The 20,608-nt window shown below is 32.8% G+C and carries 18 protein-coding genes; 11 read left to right on the top strand and 7 right to left on the bottom strand.

What is annotated here, in order from left to right:
* The first annotated feature begins 7 nt into the window (after positions 1–7).
* The 4 genes from BMY96_RS14995 to BMY96_RS14980 all read left to right on the top strand — a co-directional run bounded on the left by BMY96_RS14995 (position 8) and on the right by BMY96_RS14980 (position 3,907).
* The gene (locus BMY96_RS14995; protein ID WP_092853660.1) at positions 8–484 is read left to right on the top strand and encodes an Hsp20/alpha crystallin family protein; all 477 of its coding nucleotides are present in this window, start codon (positions 8–10) and stop codon (positions 482–484) included.
* A 103-nt stretch (positions 485–587) separates the two neighbouring features.
* On the top strand, positions 588–848 hold the full coding sequence (locus tag BMY96_RS14990; protein WP_092853658.1) for a YodC family protein: 261 nt from the start codon (positions 588–590) through the stop codon (positions 846–848).
* A 211-nt stretch (positions 849–1,059) separates the two neighbouring features.
* A complete protein-coding gene (locus BMY96_RS14985; RefSeq protein ID WP_092853656.1) occupies positions 1,060–2,400 on the top strand; it encodes a DEAD/DEAH box helicase in 1,341 nt (446 codons plus the stop codon).
* A gap of 193 nt (positions 2,401–2,593) precedes the next feature.
* Positions 2,594–3,907, top strand: a complete 1,314-nt coding sequence (locus BMY96_RS14980; protein WP_092853654.1) for a DEAD/DEAH box helicase — start codon at positions 2,594–2,596, stop codon at positions 3,905–3,907.
* A gap of 28 nt (positions 3,908–3,935) precedes the next feature.
* Here BMY96_RS14980 and BMY96_RS14975 read toward each other — a convergent pair whose 3' ends face one another.
* Positions 3,936–4,835: a DMT family transporter gene (locus tag BMY96_RS14975; RefSeq protein ID WP_092853652.1), complete on the bottom strand. Its 900-nt coding sequence runs from the start codon at positions 4,833–4,835 to the stop codon at positions 3,936–3,938.
* Positions 4,836–5,011: 176 nt separating this feature from the next.
* Here BMY96_RS14975 and BMY96_RS14970 point away from each other — a divergent pair, with 176 nt between their 5' ends.
* Positions 5,012–5,779 (top strand): hypothetical protein, encoded by a 768-nt coding sequence (locus BMY96_RS14970; RefSeq protein WP_139205273.1) that lies wholly within the window; start codon positions 5,012–5,014, stop codon positions 5,777–5,779.
* A gap of 496 nt (positions 5,780–6,275) precedes the next feature.
* On the opposite strand, the gene BMY96_RS14965 is transcribed toward BMY96_RS14970, so the two are convergent.
* Positions 6,276–6,968, bottom strand: coding sequence for a hypothetical protein (locus BMY96_RS14965; RefSeq protein WP_139205272.1), 693 nt, complete (start codon positions 6,966–6,968; stop codon positions 6,276–6,278).
* A gap of 431 nt (positions 6,969–7,399) precedes the next feature.
* Here BMY96_RS14965 and BMY96_RS14960 point away from each other — a divergent pair, with 431 nt between their 5' ends.
* The 6 genes from BMY96_RS14960 to BMY96_RS14935 all read left to right on the top strand — a co-directional run bounded on the left by BMY96_RS14960 (position 7,400) and on the right by BMY96_RS14935 (position 16,188).
* On the top strand, positions 7,400–8,020 hold the full coding sequence (locus tag BMY96_RS14960; RefSeq protein WP_092853646.1) for a MarC family protein: 621 nt from the start codon (positions 7,400–7,402) through the stop codon (positions 8,018–8,020).
* 176 nt (positions 8,021–8,196) lie between these two features.
* Positions 8,197–8,499 carry a phage tail sheath C-terminal domain-containing protein gene (locus BMY96_RS14955; protein ID WP_092853644.1) on the top strand — a complete coding sequence of 101 codons (303 nt, stop codon included), beginning with the start codon at positions 8,197–8,199 and terminating at the stop codon, positions 8,497–8,499.
* A gap of 213 nt (positions 8,500–8,712) precedes the next feature.
* Positions 8,713–10,728, top strand: a complete 2,016-nt coding sequence (locus BMY96_RS14950) for a hypothetical protein (RefSeq protein WP_092853642.1) — start codon at positions 8,713–8,715, stop codon at positions 10,726–10,728.
* Positions 10,729–10,732: 4 nt separating this feature from the next.
* Positions 10,733–13,108, top strand: a complete 2,376-nt coding sequence (locus BMY96_RS14945; RefSeq protein WP_092853640.1) for a hypothetical protein — start codon at positions 10,733–10,735, stop codon at positions 13,106–13,108.
* 248 nt (positions 13,109–13,356) lie between these two features.
* The gene (locus BMY96_RS14940; RefSeq protein ID WP_092853638.1) at positions 13,357–14,652 is read left to right on the top strand and encodes a hypothetical protein; all 1,296 of its coding nucleotides are present in this window, start codon (positions 13,357–13,359) and stop codon (positions 14,650–14,652) included.
* Between the two features lie 192 nt (positions 14,653–14,844).
* A complete protein-coding gene (locus BMY96_RS14935; RefSeq protein WP_092853636.1) occupies positions 14,845–16,188 on the top strand; it encodes a sensor histidine kinase in 1,344 nt (447 codons plus the stop codon).
* Positions 16,189–16,275: 87 nt separating this feature from the next.
* Here BMY96_RS14935 and BMY96_RS14930 read toward each other — a convergent pair whose 3' ends face one another.
* From BMY96_RS14930 to BMY96_RS14910, 5 genes are read right to left on the bottom strand one after another with little or no spacing between them, the layout of a single operon-like run.
* Entirely contained in the window at positions 16,276–17,082 is an 807-nt protein-coding gene (locus BMY96_RS14930; protein ID WP_175473592.1) for a type 1 glutamine amidotransferase domain-containing protein, read from the bottom strand.
* Positions 17,083–17,091: 9 nt separating this feature from the next.
* A complete protein-coding gene (locus tag BMY96_RS14925) occupies positions 17,092–18,252 on the bottom strand; it encodes an iron-containing alcohol dehydrogenase (RefSeq protein WP_092853634.1) in 1,161 nt (386 codons plus the stop codon).
* 29 nt (positions 18,253–18,281) lie between these two features.
* On the bottom strand, positions 18,282–19,280 hold the full coding sequence (locus BMY96_RS14920; protein WP_092853632.1) for an NADP-dependent oxidoreductase: 999 nt from the start codon (positions 19,278–19,280) through the stop codon (positions 18,282–18,284).
* A gap of 12 nt (positions 19,281–19,292) precedes the next feature.
* Entirely contained in the window at positions 19,293–19,925 is a 633-nt protein-coding gene (locus BMY96_RS14915; protein WP_092853774.1) for an NAD(P)H-dependent oxidoreductase, read from the bottom strand.
* Positions 19,926–19,944: 19 nt separating this feature from the next.
* Entirely contained in the window at positions 19,945–20,607 is a 663-nt protein-coding gene (locus tag BMY96_RS14910) for an NAD(P)H-binding protein (protein WP_092853630.1), read from the bottom strand.
* Between the last annotated feature and the right edge of the window lies 1 nt (position 20,608).

Genomic DNA, 20,608 nt, shown 5'->3' with positions numbered 1-20,608 from the left:
TGTAATTATGAGCAATTTAGTTAGTGTTCCTAAAAACGGAAATTTAGCGAACAGCAATTCAAATCAAAACTTCCCGACGTTGTCCAATTGGTTAGACGACATTTTTAACCGTGATTTGCCATCGGTCTTTTCATCAAACTTTAACACGGGTATTACTTTACCAAAGGTAAATATTAAAGAAACTGCCGACGATTATACTGTGGAAATGGCTGTGCCAGGTTTAAAAAAGTCCGATTTTCAAATCGATATAGACAATATGGTTTTATCAATCTCTACGGAAACACAGAAGGAAACGGAACAAAAAGAAGACAACTACACACGTAGAGAGTTTGGATACTCTTCTTTTAAAAGAACTTTTACACTACCAGAAAGTGTAAACGATGAAAAAATTAATGCAACCTATAAGGACGGTATTTTAAGTATTAATCTCCCTAAAAAGGAAGAAGCTAAACAAAAACCGGCCCGAAGCATTAAAATTTCGTAATCTAGTCACTAAAATTTTAGATTCAAGTAAGCAGTATATGGAAGGAGACCTTGCGGGGTCTCCTCTCTATTACTAATTGTTTAATTTTTAAAATTTTAATGGTATGCAAAGAAAATTTAAATCTGGCGATTGGGTAAAACTTAGAGGGAAACTTACCGCGCCAAAAATGCAAGTTTTAAAATATGTACCCAAAAAAGACCCTGTTTTGGGCGTGGTAGATTATAATAGCTATTTGGAATGTGTTTGGTATAAACATGGAGAACGATACACAGACGTGTTCCATCAAAACAAACTAATACGAACCATTGAAACAGGAGGTTTATTCAAAAACATTTTATCACAGCCTAAATTAAGTTTTAGTTAGGCTAACCTAAATGTCTTTATGCGATTTAACTAAATAATATATAATTAATCGAGTAAAAAAAGTGAACCTTAGTTAATAATAGTAGTCCGCGTAATATATACGTCGGACTTTTTTTTGTAGCCTTTAGTTAGCAGACGGATTTTTAAAATCATAGATCATTATTACATACTTCAACTAAAGGTTAATACTTACCTTTGTCAAAATTATTTTTATGTCAAAGAACTTTTCGGATTTAGGTATTAATGCTCAGTTACAAAGCGGGCTTGCAGATTTGCAGATTTCTGTACCAACAGATATTCAAGTAAAAACGATTCCTACGGTTCTAAATCAAAAAGAAGATGTTGTAGTTTTAGCTAAAACAGGGACGGGTAAAACCGCAGCTTTTGGTTTACCATTATTACAACTTATAGATACAGCAAACAATAGCGTACAAGGGTTAATATTAGCACCTACAAGAGAGTTAGGGCAGCAAATATATAATAACCTCGTAGCGTTTTCGGCGCAAAGTCCAGAATTACAAATAGCATCGGTTTGCGGTGGTATACCTATTAAACCGCAAATAGAACGCTTAAAAACGCCAACTCATATTGTCGTGGCAACGCCAGGGCGTTTGGTGGATTTAATGGAGCGTGGCGCCATAAATATTAAAAGTATAAAGTACTTAGTGTTAGATGAGGCCGATGAGATGGTAAGTGCATTAAAAAAGGAAGTAGATGTTATTATAAAAGGTCTTCCTAAAACACGACGTACCTTTTTATTTACAGCAACTATGCCAGGAACCATTAAGCAATTGGTGCAAAATTACATGGCTAAACATGTGGTGCAAATAGAAGCAGATATGGCAACGCTTGGGCATCAAGGTATCGATCATCAATTTGTGGTTGTTGAGCCCATAGAAAAACTAGAGGTTTTACTTCATTTTTTAAACTCAAAAGAAGGGCAACGCGGTATTATATTTTGTAAAACCAAAGCTGCTGTAAATAAACTGGCTAAAAAACTGGCTATAAATAAATTTTCTTCTGGTGCTATACACGGTAGTCTAACCCAAGGTATTCGCGATCGTATAATGGGCCAATTTAGAGAAGGCCATATACGTATTTTAGTGGCTACAGATTTGGCTGCTCGAGGTATTGATGTTAAAGATGTAGAATACGTAGTAAATTACCATTTACCTGATACTTTTGAAGCTTATGTGCATAGAAGCGGCCGAACGGCTAGGGCAGGTGCCAAAGGGCTTTCGTTAAGTATTATTCAACAAGATGAAATTGAAGATATTCCAGAATTTGAAAACGAATTAGGTATCACGTTTAATGAGTTTATTAAAGCTGATGCACAAAGTATTGAAGAAAACAACGGCTTAATTTGGGCCAAAAAAATATTTAAAACCAAACCAAATCGTGAGGTTTCAGAAGATTTTAAATCTAAAATAAAAACCATTTTTCATCATTTAACAAAAGAGGAATTGGTTGATAAGATATTAGCAAATTATTTAGCAGAAACAGGCTCGGTAATTCCTAAGTCCGATGGTTCCAAAAAAGGTAAAAAGAAATAGAATTATGGGTTTGATTTATAATATAGTTTTGTCCGTCAGTTCAAGTGATTCCGACTTCTATCGAAATTATTTGAAGACAGATTAAAATTGAAAACTAATTTTAGTACAAATTTCTCTCATAAAAATGAGTAAAATTAACAAGAATTAGTAAGTATTATAAAAATTTAAAACGCATCAACACACATAAATTATTATGGCAAATAGTATAAAAAATCAAGAAGATATCTTGCAAAAATTAAATATTGAAGCGTTAAATCCTATGCAGGAAGAGGCGGTTCCAATAATTTTAGAAGCCACCAATACTATTTTATTGTCGCCAACCGGAACAGGAAAAACGTTAGCCTTTTCTTTACCATTACTACAGGGTTTAAATCCAGAATCTGAAGCCATTCAAGCTTTAATAATTGTACCTTCTAGAGAGTTAGCTATACAAATAGAACAAGTTATTCGTTCTATGGGATCTGGGTATAAAGTAAATGCGGTTTATGGAGGTAGACCCATGTCTAAAGACAAAATAGAAATAAAGCATAACCCTGCAATTTTAATAGGAACACCGGGCCGTTTGTTAGATCATTTTGATGCCAATCGTTTTGATAAATCAAGTATAAAAACACTTGTTTTAGATGAGTTTGATAAGTCGTTAGAGGATGGTTTTGAAGATGAAATGAAGGCCTTAATTGGTCAAATACCTAGTTTAAATAAGCGTATTTTAACCTCTGCCACTCAAGGTGTTAAGGTCCCGGGTTTTGTAAGAATGGGTAAGCCCATAACAATAAACTATTTAAAAGAAAAAGTAGCTTCGAAACTAACAATTAAAACAGTGATTTCGCCAGACCAAAATAAGCTTAAAACGCTATTAGGTTTATTACAGCATATTGGTAACGAACAAGGTATTATTTTCTGTAATTTAAGAGATAGTATTGATGTGGTTGCAAACTTTTTAAAGCGTAATAAAATTAGATACAGTAGCTTTTCTGGAGGCATGGAGCAAAAGGAAAGAGAACGTTCTTTAATCACATTTAGAAACGGCACATCGCAAGTCCTGCTAGCTACTGATTTGGCAGCACGAGGGATTGATATTCCGGAATTAAGCTACATTATTCATTATGAGTTACCAAGGCATGAAGAGGAGTTTATTCATAGAAACGGAAGAACTGCTAGAATGACTGCTAAGGGAACAGCTTACATTTTAAAATGGCAAGACCAACGTCTTCCTGAATTTATTCAGGATGTAAAAGGAATTAATATTACTAAGAAAGCTCCGGTAAAACCTCAATATTGGGAAACGTTGTTTATTTCCGGTGGCCGAAAAGATAAAATATCTAAAGGGGATATTGCTGGTTTGTTTTTTAAACAAGGTGGCATTAATAAAGACGAACTAGGGACTATTGAACTCAAGCAAGATTGTGCTTTTGTAGGGGTGCCACTAGCCAAAGCAGACGATTTAGTAAATCGATTAAACAATTCGCGTTTAAAAAAGAAAAAGGTGCGCATTACTATTTTGTAGCGCTTACTACTTTACTAGTTTGACTCTATTAGGTGTAAAGTATTAAAAATACACCAGCCATAATACCAGCTAACGGGATTAATTTTTTGCGTTTGTTTTGTTCTTTAAAAATAAGTCCGCCAACTACTACGGCTATAATAATCTGACTTCGTTTTATCGCAGACAGCAACATAATTAAGGCTTCTGGGTCCTGCAATGCTTTAAAATAGAAGTAATCTGCTATTTGTAACAATACACCAACCATAGGTATAGTCCATCGCCACTTAAAAGCCTTTCTTTTGTCGGCATGCGGAAACCACGTTATAGATAGTATAATAAGTAATATAAGAATGGTGTAAAAGCAAAACCAAAACTGTAATGTTTGCGGGTTTAAAGCTAAAGTCTGAATTAGAAATTTATCGTATAAACCACTAGAAGCGCCTAAAAAGGTAGCGCCTATAATGGCGAAAATCCATTTGTTTTTCTTAAAAATAATACCCTCTTTTTTACCTATTCTTGAGTAAAGGAATACAGAAAAAATAATCAAGAAAAAACCAATCCACTGCCAAAAGTTAGGCTTTTCTTGATATATAGTAACGGCACCTATAAAAGTAAAAAACGGACCAGCAGATCGAATAGGAGTTACAATGGTTATGGGCAAATGTTTTAGTGCTTGGTATGCAAGAACCCAAGATGCGGCCATTATAGCCGATTTAATAATAATAAAACCATGTGTTTTTAATGGAATGTCTGTGATATAGAGTTCCATTTTTAGCATTTGTTCTGGGTATAATTTAGAGCCTATGTAGAAAGGCAGAATCAATAAAAACCCAGCGGAAATGGTGCCTAATAGTACCGGAAACACTTCGTTATCTTGTACAGCATGTTTCTTACACAGATTGTGTAAACCTAAAAAAAGAGCTGCTAATAATCCTAAATACATCCACATGGCGCGAAAATAGGTGTTCTCTCTTTTTTTTACTAAAAAATGATACAAAAGATTAATCTAATTGCGCCCTAAATTTTTTATCTTAAAAATTAAAGCCTATTAATAGTGGGAAAATCATTGTTACCATTCATCTAAAAAAGATTAAATTTAAAACATATAAATAAATGGTTGGGCTAATGGACAATGTTATAAGTTTTTTTGAAACCTTTACTTTAAAAGAGATTATTATTACTGTTATTGGAATTCTAGTCTCTTGGATGGTTTCTAGGTATTTCTTTTACAAAAAGAAACCATCGAAAATAGAAGACACTAAGCGCTTTAAAGAAACCGATTTTGGGAATAATAGAAATATTACCAAAGAGCATGATCCTATTGACCTAAAATCTAAATATTTTGGTACTTGGACGATATACGGAAACGGAACAGTTAAAGATAACACCAATTATATAACTTGGATAAGGGCTCCATGGGGAACAATTTGGAATGGTTCAGAATTTATTGGAGACCCAAATCAACTAACATGGACGGAAGCCAGTGATTTATTCGGAAAAGGTATTTATGTTAAAAACCCGTTTCCAACCTTAACGCTAGAACAGCGACCAACTATTTTTAAAAAGAATTATACTTTAGGAAATTGTAAAGTCTCTTTTGCAAATGCTGAAACATGGCGCTTACCAACAGCTGCGGAAGCAGATACACTTAAGTTTTTTGTTCCAGATCATTTGGATATCGATGAATACAAAAGGCATCAAGAAGAAGCCAAAACATTAAAAGCACAATTGTTTCCGTTTTTAACAACCCTCTCTAAGCAAAGCAATAAATATTATAGGCTATGGACTGCAGATTTAGCCGATTTACAATACGCTTGGTCCTTTCAAGAAACTACTTTAGATGATACAAAAATGGACACACCTTGTCTTGTGCTCCTCGTAAAGAACAATTAAAAAATAACTACAAGAAATCTTAAGTGTGTAATAGCACTTTTAAAGCTTTGCTAAGGCTAATTCTGGTCTCATTATATTATGCATAATTTCTGTGCATGTAATTTTATTTCTCAATTAAGGCTATTTGTGTAAAAATCCCATCGATAAAATAACAGATTCGGTATAGGCAATATCGCCAAACGTAGATTAGATTTTATATAGAGCCTATTAAGTTTCATTTTTGAAGTGTTAAATTCAAACACTCAATAATATTAAAATATTCACAATCATATTAAGTTTCTTTTTCGTGAAAGTTCTTTTTGCTCAAGAAACTCAACCTAAAGTATGGTCGCTTCAAGACTATTAAGATTATGCTTTAGAGCATAATATTTCGGTTAAAGAAGCCATATTAACTAAAAGTAGTACCCAAGTAAATTACAGTAAAGCAAAATCTTCAAGATTACTTAGTCATAGGATTACCCTCCTTTTTTTATGTTTTAATCAGGCGCAACTATTTCTAACTGTAATTACCTTGCGAATTTACAGGCTTAGTTTTAGTTATAAAAACCATAAAAAGGTAAATAGAAATAAAGTGGCAAATTATTATAATTACAGTAAACGTTTTATTGTAATAAAAATACTCATTTATAGGCGATAAGCCAATATGAAAAATAGATGAAATTCCAGAGCCTAACAAAACAGTACCATGTTGGTAATTGTTTTTTACATAAATTTTGGCAACAACTGCAGCGTAAATTAATAAACAGCAAGCGCACAATATCATATAAATCAAATTGCTTTTTGGTATATAATCCACAAGTAAAACAACAATTGAATAGATGGAGTAAACCACTAACAAAACACCAATGGAAACAGATACCGAAATTGAATATTTAGCTTTACTAATATACTTTTTAAGTATTAAGCAATAACATATTAAATAAGCACACGTTAATAACGTGAGTATTTTAAAATAACTATTAAAACCATAAAATGAAAAGAAATTGACACCAAAAAGGGCTATTAAAGCTAAAATAAAAAGAGGATCGGCTTTTTTTTTGGTAACACTAATGTATTTTAAAAGGATGGTAACTACAACTAATGGAGAGATATATAGTAAAGCCGCACGTTCCATGGTAATGCTAAATATAATACATACTACAAAGGCGATGTAAAACAATAAATCATAAAAGCCAGGTTTTATTTTCAATCTTAATAAGTTTTAAATTCCTACTTATTCAAATATAATTAATTACTTGTTAAAGTGTATAGTTAAGTTGCTTTAATATGGCACTTTTATGGTAAACAACGCTTTTAAAACCGATAAACGATAATTATTAATAATACAAGTACATTTTAAATTTTATTAAAACTTTAATACTGTCAATACATAAAATACATCTATTTTTGCGCTCTTATTTTTTAGAGTAATTCTAATTTTATAATGACGAAGACATTGCTTGCCAATGTTGCTAAACTAGGTAGTTATGCAACAGCAGGTTTAGTTTGAGCATTTATTAGAGTAGCCAAAAAAAAGACATTGATTTCATAAAATCTCGTCAAAATAACATAAAAATAACAGAATTATTTTGGCTAAACAAAAGAAAAACAGTTTCTTGAAAGTATAATTTTTTGTAGTACATGGATAATTTAGTTACATTCTCAATAACCGTATTTACCGCTTTTTTTGCGATAACAAACCCGATTTCTAATATGACGGTTTTTTTATCGTTAACTCAAGGCGCCGATAAAAAAACAAAACGAGATATAAATAAGCGCTCTAACTTAATTGCATTTGTTATTGTAGCCGTTTTTGTGCTTTTAGGTAAATATATTTTCGAATTATTTAATATTAGTATTCCCGCCTTTAAAATTACTGGAGGTATTTTAATCTTTTTTATTGGGTTTGATATGTTACAGTCTAAAACATCTAACGTTAAAACCATTGATAATGTAAATATAGACGAGAATATAGCTGTATCGCCATTAGCAATTCCAATTTTAGCAGGCCCAGGGACCATTGTAACAGCCATGAACTTTGTGGCTAATGTGGAAACCATTCATATCTTTTTAGTAATTGCCATTTTTGGTTCTATGAGTTTGCTAACTTACTTCACCTTTAGATTAAGCGATTGGATTGTTAAAATAGTGGGGAATAATGTCATTTCTGTTATAGGAAAAATTATGGGACTTATTATTGCCATTATAGGAACAGGAATGATAATTCAAGGTATTAAAATTTCATTTAACTTAATAACATAAAACCTAAGTTTCCTTTTCTTAAAAAATTAAACACTACAAGTTGCAATGCTGTTTTAGCATGTAATGCTTTTTTGGATTAGAAATAGTTTTTTTATAGTGATCAGGTTACATATTTTTACTTTTATTAACCTTATTCGCCATTAAAAATACCAGGACTTAAAAAGTTCTGACGCACCATTCTGCATGTAAAACAATCTATTAAAGTAGGTTTAAAACCGTTTGTTTTTGAACCGAATGATACCAATACCTGGGGTGCTGTTAAAAACATGGTTTCTAATTATTTAAATGCACTTTGGCGAAATGGTGCTTTTGCGGGCTTTAAAGCAGATAATGCGTATTTTGTTAAAGTAGGTTTAAGGCAAACCATGACTGCTCAAGATATTGCAGAAGGTAAACTGATAATTTCGGTAGGCGTTTCCATGATTAGGCCAGCAGAATTTATAATATTTAAAATAGAACAACTTATGGAAGCGTCTTAATATAAAATCTGTATATCTTGACAAGCAATAGCCTAGAAACGAGTTTTAAAACACGTTATTAAATTATTTTACCTATATTTATTACAACCATTTTAGTGGTTAGTTTTCCTAATAGCAATTACAATAGCACAGTTTATGTTTTTCCCAGTATGGGGTATTTTGATTTAAATGAAAATCAAGATATAAACTATTGTATAACCAAACCAAGTTATTATGAAAACCAAGCTATGTACTTTCCTTTTTTTTACTTTATTTAACATCGTTTTTAGTCAAGGCGGTAAAAACACAGCATCCTTAAAGGGTGAAAAATCAGAGTCACAAAAGGAGCAGGTCACAAATACAGAAAAGCCTAAGGCTCCAGCCAAATTAACGTTAATAAAGACACTTAAAATTGAAGATTCCGTGTTTGAATTTAGAATAGACTCTAAAGACGCTACATTCGACATGCAAATTTGTAAAACGGAAGATTGTAAAAAGTCTGTTGAATATCTAAAAGATATGGATCCCAAAACTTTTGTTTTTGCAGTAAAATTGAATTTAAATAACGAATTTGGAATAGATTTAATATCAGAATCTTCATCCATAGGAACACAATACAATGATTCTATTCAAAAAATTCTTGAAAAAGTAAAGACTCATGATGAAAAAGAAATTCGTAAAGAACTTTCAGAAGCTAAAAATATTTTAAGACGTATTGATACAGCTGAGGATAATTACTCGGGCCAATTAATTCTCAATATCGATAAGAATATACCTTATCAAATAACGCATTATAAACTAAAGTTAAAGAAGTTAAAAGAACGGCTAAATGAGGAATCTGTAATAAATAATAACATTCAAAATTTAAGCACAAAAGATGAAGCCGCTTTTATGGCCTTAGATAGGGAACCGGTCATGTACCAATATTTAACCATTAAAGCGGAAGAAGGAAAAAAAGCGTTTATTGAAGATGAAACTATAAAGGGAAAATTTGAAAATACCACTTTGGCATATTATCAAGTATTATCGCAACGTACCGAAAGCAGCAAGTATTGCTGTAAGGATTTTAAAAGTGAAACATCCAATGGAACGGGGAATTTAAAAGTTACGTCTGCAACTGTCCAATTTTTTAATAACAAGGCCGCAACCATAAAAATTAGAGCAAAACTAAATGAAAGCATAGATTTAATATTTATTAATTCAGATTTTTCTGTACCTATTAGATATTTTAATATTTACGGAAGTAGAGTTTCTACATTTATGCCAGAAAAAGATGATTTTGGTCAAAGAACAAAAATAGAGATAGACTACAATGATGTTTTCGATTTTTTAAATTATAAAGATTCATATAGTTACTCAGTTGCCAACGATAAAATGGAATTATACAAAGATAAAGAAGGTAAATCCACGCACATGGCAAAGGTAAAGGAAAGGCGCTTTTTCGACTTTTTCTCAGCTATAATTTATTCCGATCTTATGGGGTTTAATACCGAATCTCCAAATTCTTTAGTAAATGCTCAGGCACGAATATTATTACCAATAAACCTGCTAAATTGGAAGAAATTGTCTTTTTTTAGACAACTAACAGCGGTTACAAATTTTTCAATGCAAAATAGCTTCGATGACGAAAACCGTTTTATAAATATTAAAGATGAAGAGCAGTTTAATAATTTCGATTTATTGCGAAAAAACAATTTATATGGCAAACTATCTGTAGAAGTACTAACGCATGAAGCCAAAGGGTTCTTTACAAACATAGGACTTGGTTATAGCGCTGGCTTTTATAGAACTGGTTTTAAATTAACTAATATTGTAGATAATGAAGAAGATAAAATCTTTACCAAACAACTATTTTCTATTGCTCATGGCCCTTATTTAAATTTTGAAATAAGACCACAGTCTAATTTTGGTGCAGATATTACTTTTAGTCTTGAAGATTTAAATTATGCTGGCGATGAGAAGTTTAATGATGCTTCATTCTCAGAATCCTTAATAACTAATAAAGGAAAAGATCATTTTGGAATGCCTTACAACTTATTAAATCTAGAAGCTAATTTCTATTGGCTTACTAATCCAAAAACTTCTGTAGGTGGCGTATATGCCAAATTAGGCTCCTATTTCCATACCAATACAAATAGTATATACCCACAATTCATGGTCGGTTATGCTACAAACTTAACGTCATTTGTAGATAAATTTCAATCAAAAAAGCCCATACCTGCAGAGGAGGAAGAAACTAAAAAAGAATAGAGATATGGAAACTAACCAGAAAAACAAAACAAGTTTTTCCCAATGGCTTAAATACTTAATACAAGCCATTATAAAACATGCATTTCCTTTAGTATTTGTATTTGTTCTATTTGTTATTTTTAGAATGCCTCATTTAAGTGATCTCACCATAGTAATTATTCAACTACAAGACCATAACGATTTTATAGTTATGCCTATTTTTTATACGTCCATATTAGTAATGGGCTTACTTATTAGTTACGGTAATTTAATTAAAATTGAATCGGTTAAAAAGAGTTTTAAAGCTGAAGCTGATGGCAGCATAGTAGCTAAAGACATTAAGCTACGCCGTAAAGTTGTTAAAGCCATTAACCCTAAAGATTCAAAAGAAATAAGCATTGAAAAAAGCAATGTTTCAATAAAACCTAGTGGTCAAATTGACACTAAAATCATTGATGAATCCGTTGAAGATCCTAAAATTTATGTGGAAAGGATGTATACTAAAATACTAGGTATTTTTATGATTTTAAGCATTACCTTTTCAGTAGAAAACACCTACTACCAATTGTTTGGCGAGTATATAACATTTAAGTATTTCTTTTTATTATTAACCCTTTTTTTAGTTGCCATAACAAACCCAAGACTCGGCATGTTCCTAAAAGGGGTATTAAAATGGAAATCGAACAGAAAGTGGTTACCTATAATTATAGTGGCCATTTCCTTTGCAATAATTTTAATACTGGGTTTTGCTAACATTGGAGGCACCGAACAAGATATTAAAAATTTGTTTTGGTCTATGGCCTGTTTAAGTGTGTTGTTTTTTGTTTTTAGTATTTCGTATAACGAAAAAATTCTCTGGTTTAAGGAAAACTATGGTATTCCATTGGCCTATCTTTTTACATTTAGTATGGTGCTTATGTATATTGTAATGCTTATTGATCCGGAATTACATTATTTAAAATACTTAACACCAATGGTTATAATTATGGTGTGCATTATTGGACAGTACACCATTTTTTTAGGACTAAATTTATATGGTAAAAGAAAAAAATGGCCCATTTTAACAATCGTATTTTTTGGTTCTATTTTAATGACGGTTTTTGTGGCAAAAAGTAATTGTTTTACACATTATGAAGTTAGTACTGTAGATTCAGAAAACATTCATCCAGACAGTCGTTTAAACCTTGAAACTTACGTAGATCAATACATTTTAGAGCGAAGACAAGATATTTTAAATGCTACCTGCAAAGCGCCATTTCCTATTGTTTTAGTATCGGCAGAAGGCGGAGGTTCCAGAGCAGGTCTTTGGGCTTTTTTGGTACACAGTTATTTGTATGGCAAAAATGAAAACTATTTTAAGAAACACCTGTTTTCTATAACCGGAGCTTCTGGAGGTAGTGTGGGTAGTAATATGTTTTATATTCAGGCGTATGCCAATAAAGACAGCTACCAGAACAATCTATTTTTAGCTCAAGAAAGCGATAGTATTTTAAACGAAAATGATTTTAATTATAAGGCCAGCGTATTTTATCAAAAAGACTATATTTCTTCGTCTGTTGCAGGACTTTTGGGTAGAGATATTGTGGCAAGTATTCTTCATTTAAACTTTTATCGAGACCGCGGGAAAATTACAGAAACGGAATGGGAAGCCACCTTCGATGATTTGTTTAATGTGGGTTTACTAAAACGCCCGTATTTAGACATTATGCCTAAAAAAGGAGATACATTTACTCCTCCTATAATGGTCACTACAACCACTCATGTGCAAACAGGTCAATTATACCTTATGAGTCCGGTTAAGTTTAATACCACTAAACCTCGCGAATCGGGATTTAACGATCTGCTTTCAGAATATGCAAAAAAGAATGAAAGCTCAAAAATGATTAAACGATCGGCTGCCATGTTGTTAACCGCAAGATTTCCTTATTTAAGCCCTAATGGTAGGGTTTCTGGAATTGGGCAATTTGGCGATGGCGGTTATTACGACAATATTGGTGGAACCGTTACCAATTACCTGGAAGCGGCACTAATAAAAGGTTTAACTAAGGATTCGCTTTTACAAGGAAAATACAAAATTAAACATCTTATAATTACTAATAATAGCGAAGCAGAAAGCAAAAACGAAGCGATAGATTATTACAGCCAACTTACTACACCAGCTCAAATGGCTGTTAATGCTATTTTTGCTCACGCCGACGAGTTTATTAATTCTCATCCAGACTGTTATCGCTTAGAATCCAAACGAACAGCACTACAAAATCCTGAAAATGATAGGTTATTTAAACCGTTAATTCCGCTAGGTAGATATTTAAGCATCGATGCAGTAAGATCGCTTGAAGAACGCCTAAAAGATTCTTCAGAGGTTGTAAAAAAACTAGATAAACTTTTAAAATTTGAGTAATAACACATTTCTTGTTTCCCAAAAAAGGCTATTATCTACACTTTTATATTATCAGGAAAAACCCTGAAAAATCAAAAGGAATTTCCCTTATTAAAAGGATGTATTTCCTCTTGAATGTACGTTTATTAGCCACTACATTTGTTTCCGCACATGATTATTAGCTAAAAACATATCGCGCTAAAAAGCTGCCGCGAACTATGAATCATTAACCAACCAGTTAATGCAGCCTAATTTTTAAATCATTTATTATGAAAGTTGAAAACAAGAATGGGTGTTGTCCAGAATTACCAGACGGCAAAACATGTGATTATTTAGATTTTGTGTACCGCTTAACCCATTACACCGATGTAAAACAAGACAACCAATCGCAAAGAGTACCTGTTGAAGTGGCACTTCATGTAAGGGTTGAAAGATGTTCGGGCCCTTTACAGTTAGGCAATTTGGTGTATAGCACCACATTATTACCAGGAGAAAAAGTGCGCTTATACACACAAGATCGTCGCTCTAGATTTTCTTTTGATAGCGAAACTCAGTTATCCTACAGACATGAGCAATCTGCGGAAGAACAGTATTATTTAGACTCGTACGAGAAATTTATGTCCGATTTGGATAGTCGAGAAGATATTAATTCTAGCGAGTCTAGTAGTGGTACGAATAGTACGAATGCTTCTACTAGCGGACTTCTAGGAACTATTGTTAATGGTCCTTCAGCAAGAATTTCGGGAAGTTTTGATGCCTCTTCAACTAAAGATTTTATGCGCGAATTAAGCATTCATGCCGAAGCAAGCCATAATAAATCCATACAAATGACTCGAGAATCTAGCGCTATTCAAGTAGGTGAAGTATCAACTAAAACCCATGCCGAAGGAGAAAGTGAAAGTCATGTAGAAAGTAGCAGTAGAACTTTTCATAACGAAAACAGATGCCATTCGGTAACGTATTTATTCTATCAAGTGGATAAACAACAAACCACCAAGGTTAGTATTAAAGCAATAAAAACCCGTGTTATTGATCAGGCCACGCCAAGTGGTGTAGTTAATAACCCTATGTTAACAAATGCAAAACTCTCTGTAGTGCCAACAGCAGTTTTGGCCACCTCAAGTAAACTACCTGAAAAAATTAAAGAATTAAAAGCCATTAATAGCGATAATAACCCTCGTTATACTGCAGCATATGTGGCTTCTAACGCAAGATATAACGTTGCTCAACCGTTATCGGAAACCGTTCGTTTAAAAGCTTTAGAAAACGTTAAAAACAATTTGATAGCTGCAAATATATTGAGTAAAGAGGGCGGCGCCACAGAACAAACCATTGCCGAATTTTCTTTTGAATACAAGACCTCTATACCTACGGCTGGGGTTGTAGTAAAAGGCTGTTTGGATAATTGTAATGTTTGTGAAGAGAGCTTAATGGAAGATATAAAGCTAGATTTGGAGCACAAAAGTCTTCAGAATAAATTATTGCAAAAACAGATTGAGCTATTGGAAAAATCACAGGAATACAGATGTTGCCCGACTGAAGATGTAGTTGATGATGAAGATTAAATATAATTTATAATGAAGCAATAAAATTAAGAAGCCACATAGTAGTGGCTTCTTTAGGTTTTATAAGAAAAATAATAATTTAAATTTATATCACAACAATGAATTAAAATCATTTCATTTTTCTAATAAAAATGTAAATATTATATTCGTTAGCAGCAAATAAGCTCCTTTTATTAAAATGTAAATACTCGAATGCAAAAAGATAATCTAAACACAGACAGTAAAAGTTTAAAACCTATTAAAAACGCTAATAATTTAGATTCGAAGCAATTAGAGAAGGATAAAATCATAGAAAGGCAGTTACGTTTTCAAGACTTATTAATTAGTATTTCTACAAAGTATATTAATTCAGATTTATCGGACATCGATAAATTAATTCGCGAATCTTTACAACAAATAGGGGAGTTTGTGCAGTCTGATAGGAGTTATATTTTTTCTTATGATTTTGTAAATAATACATGCTCAAACACTTACGAGTGGTGTGCTAAAGATATAGAGCCAGAAATAGATAACCTGCAAAATATACCAATTGATTATATTACGCATTGGCTAGATGCTCATAAAAAAGGAGAAGCCTTTTATGTGGAAGATGTAAGCCTTTTAGAAGAAGACGGCGAGTTTGGTTTACGGGCTATTTTAGAGCCTCAAGGTATAAAAAGCTTAATTACCATTCCTAAAATTAAAAACAACGAGTTAATTGGCTTTATAGGTTTCGATTCGGTTAAAAAGTTAAATAGTTATTCTGAAAACGAACAAGACATTCTTTTTGTTTACGCTAATATGCTTGTAAATGTTATTCAGAAAAAAGAATATGAAGAGCGTATAAAGGCACAAGAGCAGAAAAAAGAAGAGTTATTAAAAAGTTTATCCATTCAAAACGAAGAACTTAATGAATATGCACATGTTGTTTCGCACGATTTAAAAGCACCATTAATAAATATTCATACTTTAGTGAGTTGGTTTATGAGTGATAATAAAAATGCGTTAAACGAAAGTGCCTTTAAACCTTTGGAGCAAGTCTTGTTTAATGTAGAAAAAATGGACTTTTTAATTAAAGGCATATTAGATTACTCTACTATTGATAAACTAGAGCAAGAAGATAAGCAGGTAGATTTTAATGTTATGATTACTGAGGTATTGCAAACCATGTTAATACCAGAACATATTAAAATTAATATACAAGCCCATTTACCTAGTATTTATGGTAACACATGGAGGTTTAAGCAAGTGTTTCAAAACTTAATTCAAAATGCAGTTAAATACTGCGATAAAGACAATGGCGTAGTAGAAGTTGGTTACACTGAAAATGAAAAGCACTATGAGTTTTTTGTAAAGGACAACGGTATGGGGATTAATCCTGACTATTTTGATAAAATATTTAAGGTGTTTACTAAATTAGAAAGTACAGGCTCGTCTTCCGGTATTGGTCTTTCCATTGTTAAGAAGATAATTAGTTACTACAACGGAACGATTTGGGTTGAAAGTGAAGAGGGCAAAGGTTCCACGTTTTACTTTACAATTTTAAAAAACGATTAAATACGCGTTTTTAAAAAGTATAATACTTTAAAACTAAAAAAGGTTATCCAATTTGGATAACCTTTTTTAGTACTTAATATACTTAGCTTATTTAAGAGCTTCTAATAATTTATCTGCTACTAACTCTGAAGACGCTGGGTTTTGTCCAGTAATTAAATTACCATCTTGAATAGTATAGGCCGCCCAATCTTCCTTTTTAGAGTAAATTCCTCCATTTTCTTGAAGCATATCTTCAACTAAAAATGGTACTACATCTGTTAAACCTACGGCAGCCTCTTCGCTGTTTGTAAATCCTGTTACTTTTTTGCCTTTTACTAAAGGGGTTCCATCGCTATTTTTTACGCCTTTTAATGCTGCAGGAGCATGACATACAAATGCTACAGGCTTTTCTTGAGCGTTAAATTTTTCAATTAAGGCAATTGAAGTAGCATCGTTAGCTAAATCCCATAGTGGTCCATGTCCACCTGGGTAAAATACAGCATCAAAATCATCTACATTCATATCAGATAATTTGTTTGTGTTTGCAATTTTAGCTTTAGCAGCCTCGTCTTTATCAAAACGTTCTGTAGCTTCGGTTGCAGCATCTGGTGAGTCGCTACTTGGATCTATTGGGGCTGCACCACCATTTGGAGTAGCAATTGTAATATCTACGCCTTTATCTAATAATGTGTAATACGGGTTTGCAAATTCTTCTACCCAAAACCCAGTTTTTTTTCCGGTATCTCCTAATTTATCGTGAGATGTTAATACAAATAATACTTTCATATCTTTTTCTTTTTTTAATTCTGTTTTCTCTTCTAAAACGGTTTCAGAAGGTGTTGTGCTTTTTGAATCCTTACAACTAGACCCTGTAACGATAGTAAGCGTTATGGCTATTGTTTTTAAAATATTCATAAATAAAATTTAGTAAGCCATTTTTACTATTTTTTCAACTTTGTCTGGAGATAATGTTTGGTGTTCTCCTAAACCTGTCCAACCACGATTTGTAAATCGCTTAGAAATTTCTTCGGCAGTGCCATCATAATCTTTCGTATAATCCGATAGTTTTGTGTCGATTCCTAATTCATGGAAAAAATCTACTGTTTTTTCAATAGCAGCATAGGCTTTATCGTCTGTGCTACCTTCGGTAATATTCCAAACACGTTCACCATATTGTGCTAATTTTTCTTTTTTAGCTTCAAAATTAAACTTGTAATGGCTAGGAGCAATTACAGCTAACGTACGTGCATGATCGATACCAAATAAAGCGGTTAATTCGTGTCCTATAGCATGTACCGCCCAATCTGTTGGCACTCCTTTTTGTATTAAGCCGTTTAAAGCCATAGTACAACTCCACATAAAGTTGGAAGCTGCTTTGTAGTCCGTTGGATCTTTTAAAACGCTAGGTGCAACTTCTATTAAGGTTTGTAAAATACTTTCAGCAAAACGATCTTGTAACAAAGCACCTATTGGATACGTCATGTACTGCTCTAAAACATGTGTAAAAGCGTCTGTAATACCATTTGCCAATTGGCGTTCTGGTATAGATGTGATTACTTGAGGATCTAAAATAGAAAATTCAGGAAATAAACCAGGGCCGCCCATAGCCAACTTTTCTTTTGATTCTGCTCTTGTAATTACGGCGCCAGAATTCATCTCAGATCCTGTTGCAGGTAAGGTTAATACAGTACCAAAAGGCATACCTTTTTCTGTTCTAATATTTTTAGTTAAAATGTCCCATGGTGTGTCGCCATCATACAAGGCTGCGGCAGATAAAAATTTAGTTCCATCAATTACAGAACCACCACCAACAGCTAATAAATACGTAATATTTTTATCTTTAATAACCTGTAACGCTTCCATTAAAGTCGCGTATTCTGGGTTTGCAGGAATGCCGCCAAACTCGATTACGTCGACATTCGCTAAAGCTGTCTTAACTTGGTCGTAAATACCGTTTTTCTTAATACTTCCTCCACCATAAAGTAGTAACACTTTAGCATCTTGAGGAATTTCTTCATTTACTTTTTCTATAGTGTCCTTACCAAAAATAATTTTGGTAGGATTCTTAAAATCAAAATTGTTCATCTTCTTTTTCTTTTTTAAATTATTAAAATTTATATTTTAACTATCATTTTTCCTTTGTTTTTACCTTCAAATAAATCGATAAAAGCACTTGGAATATTATCGAAACCTTCAACAATAGTTTCGGTGTATGTTAGTTTTCCTTCCGATAGCCAACCTGCTAATTTTTGGATAGCTTCCGGAAATTTTTCAGCATAATTAGAAACTATAAAGCCCTGCATTAATGCACTGTTTTTAACTAAAAACGGCTGTACACTTAAGCTGGTAGGCAATTCGGTTTCATTATAAACCGAAATAGCACCGCAAATTATAATACGCGCAAAACGGTTAATGTTGAATAATACAGCATCAGAAATAGGGCCACCAACATTATCGAAATAAATATCAACGCCATTTGGTGCTAATTTTTTTAGGTCGGCATTAATGTCTTTACTAGTGTTGTAATTTATACCTGCATCAAAACCAAATTTGTCTTTAAGCATGTCAATCTTCTCATCTGTTCCAGCAATTCCAATAACCTTAAGTCCTAATATTTTGGCTATTTGCCCAACAACACTACCAACAGCTCCGGCAGCTCCAGAAACTACAATAGTTTCTCCTGCTTGTGGTTTTCCTATTTCGTTTAAACCTAAGTAAGCAGTTAATCCTGTCATTCCTAAAACACCTAAGTATGTGCTTAAAGGCGCTTTAGAGCCATCTACTTTATTTAAACCTTCACCATTCGAGATTTGTTGCGTGCTCCAATTTAGCATACCAGAAACATAATCGCCTTCTTTAAATTTTTCATTTTTTGAAGCCACTACTTTTGCTACAACACCAGAGTGTACTGGTTTATTTAACTCAAAAGGAGGTATGTATGATTTAGCATCGCTCATTCTTCCTCTTAAATAAGGATCTACAGATACATAAGCGGCTTCTAAAAGTATTTCGCCTTCAGAAACTGTAAGTTCAGAATCTTCAGTAACAAATTCAAAATTTGATACTGTTGGTTTTCCTTGTGGTCTATTATTTAATAAAATGGTCTTTCTCATAGTTGTTTTTTTTTACTCTATTACGGTTACAAAATCTTCCATAGGTTTTCTAACCTTTACAAGACTTGATAACCAATCTTCATCTTCATTTCTATAACCTAAAGTTAATAACATGGTGCTACGTAATCCTTTTTCGCGTAAGCCTAAAATGTCGTCTACAGCTTCCGGATCAAAACCTTCCATGGGCGTGCTGTCTACTTTAAGTTCGGCTGCTGCAACCATAGCCATACCTAAGGCTATATAAGCTTGTTTTGCGGCATGGTTAAAGTTTACTTCGGCATCTTTTTGAGGATAAGAACTCAGGAGTTTCTGTCTGTAGTTTTCCCAACCTTCATTTTTAAAACCACGAATATCATTGGTTAAATCGAACATATAATTTATTCTATCGGCCGTATAGGTATCCCAAGCAGCAAAAACGAGTAGGTGAGAGCAGTCTGTAATTACGGGCTGATTCCATGCTACAGGTTTAATTTTTTCTTTAATCTCCTGATTTTTAACAACAATGATCTCAAAAGGTTGTAAACCACTTGAAGTTGGCGCTAATCGTGCAGCTTCTAATATGTTTTGGACTTTATCTTCGGCTACTTTTTCGCCATTCATTGCTTTTGTAGCGTATCTCCAATTTAATTGATTTATTAATTCCATAGTTTTTAATTTTTCAGTGTTATTTTTTTGCAATTTTTTTAATATCGTTTGAAGTAATAATGACTTCGGCATAACTTGTACTGTTAGCCAAATTTATCATGGCCAGGGCAATATGGTTAGGTTCTGTGATTTTATATTGGGCTAATTTTCCTTTAAATAAAGGCTGAATCACTTTAAAAATGGCTAACCCTATTTTCTCTAGTGTTCGCCTTTCATTGCGTTCTCCTCCAATTAATGAAGGTCTTAAAATAAACGTGTTTCTAATATTTTGTTTCTGAACATCGCGTTCCATTTCGCCTTTTACTTTATTATAAAATACCGCACTTTTTGGATTTGCACCTAAGGCAGAAACCACTGCAAACGTTTTAATATTATTTTCTTTTGAAAGTTTTGCCGCAGTAACAGGAATTCCATAATCTATAGCCTTATAGGTGTCTTTATCTGGTGTTTTAGCTTTAGTTGTACCAATGCAACAGTACACTTCATCTGCCGTAAATACAGCTCTAAATAGCTCTAACTGTAATAAATCGCCAATAAACTGTGTAACTTTACTAGGTAAACCTTCTATCCTGGATCGAGAAAATAATTTGATACTTTGGTACTTATTATCTGCTATTAACTTTTCCAATAAAATGCCGCCCGTTAATCCAGTTGCGCCTAAAATAATTGCTGTTTTATTCATT

Origin of the sequence: Algibacter pectinivorans (assembly GCF_900112595.1) — a bacterium.
In the GTDB taxonomy this organism is placed as follows: Bacteria; Bacteroidota; Bacteroidia; order Flavobacteriales; family Flavobacteriaceae; genus Algibacter_B; species Algibacter_B pectinivorans.
Note: the sequence above shows the minus strand (reverse complement) of the source record. Positions and strands in the feature narration are given on the sequence as shown.